Genomic DNA, 1104 nt, shown 5'->3' on the forward strand with positions numbered 1-1104 from the left:
GCTCGCGCGCGTGCGCAACGTGGAGGACAAGGTGCGGCCGATGACGATCAGTTCGTCGGGCCTCGCCGTGCCGACCGAACCGCGCACGGCCGACGTCCGGTTCGACTACCGCTTCTGATTTCAAGCGCGGCCGCCGCCCGCCGGTGGCCGCATTTTCACCGTTACGTCGTGCCCCTGGAGCCTCATATGACCCCATTGCTGCGCCGTCGTCTGCCCGTCCTTGCCGCCACGCTGCTGGCGGCCTTCCTCCTCGTCCTGGCCAAGCGCATCGGCGGCGACACCACCGTCGCCCTCGTCGCCAGCTCGCTGCTGATGTTCGGCTGCTGCTGGGCCAGCGCCGCCCACCTGCTGGGCGGCGGTGCCGCGCTGCGCCTCGTCGCCATCGCCACGAGTGTCGGCTGGCTGGCCGAGCAGCTCGGGTCGTCGTACGGCTGGTTCTTCGGCAGCTACACGTACACGCCCGTGCTCGGGCCCGCGCTGGGCGACGTCCCGGTCGTGATCCCGCTGATGTGGTTCGCGCTGGCGTACGTCGGCTACGTGATCGCCAACCTGATCGTGTGGCACGACCCCGTCGACCGCCCCGCGTCGCCGGGCCACGACGCGATCATGGCGCTGCTGGGCGCGATGGTCGTCACGTGCTACGACCTCGGCGTCGACCCGTACATGGTCTACGTGCTGAAGGCCTGGATCATGACGGAGAAGGACGGCTGGTGGTTCGGCGAGACGGTGCAGGGCTTCGCCGGCTGGATGACGGTGTCGTTCGCGATCCTGTTCGCGTTCCGCCGCCTCGCGCGCGTACGCACGGCGCCGGAAGACGCAGGCGCAGTGCTGCCGACGATGCGCCACGTGTTCGTGCCGCTGGGCGTCTACGCCGGCCTGATGGTGTTCCAGGTGCTGCTCGGCTACCCCGTCGAGGCGCGCACGATCGCGCTGTTCGCGATGGGATTCCCGCTGCTCGCGGCGACCATCGGCCTGCTGCGCCGGCAAGGCATCCTGGCCCGTCCGGCCATCGACGAACCGACGGCTGCCGTGCCGGCCGAAGCGCTGAAGGAGGCCGCGTGAGACGCGACGTCCTCGAACCCGGCCTCGTCGACAACCCGGCGC

Annotated in this window: 1 protein-coding gene; it reads left to right on the forward strand. The window is 70.5% G+C overall.

What is annotated here, in order from left to right:
- The first annotated feature begins 186 nt into the window (after positions 1–186).
- Entirely contained in the window at positions 187–1062 is an 876-nt protein-coding gene (locus ACEN88_RS32360) for a carotenoid biosynthesis protein (protein WP_413346320.1), read from the forward strand.
- Positions 1063–1104 lie beyond the last annotated feature (42 nt).

Source organism: Massilia sp. CT11-108, assembly GCF_047302915.1.
Classification (GTDB): domain Bacteria; phylum Pseudomonadota; class Gammaproteobacteria; order Burkholderiales; family Burkholderiaceae_D; genus Telluria; species Telluria orientalis.

Coding starts and splice junctions, on each gene's coding strand:
- ACEN88_RS32360 (WP_413346320.1), top strand. CDS start 187: ATGACCCCATTGCTGCGCCGTCGTCTGCCCGTCCTTGCCGCCACGCTG.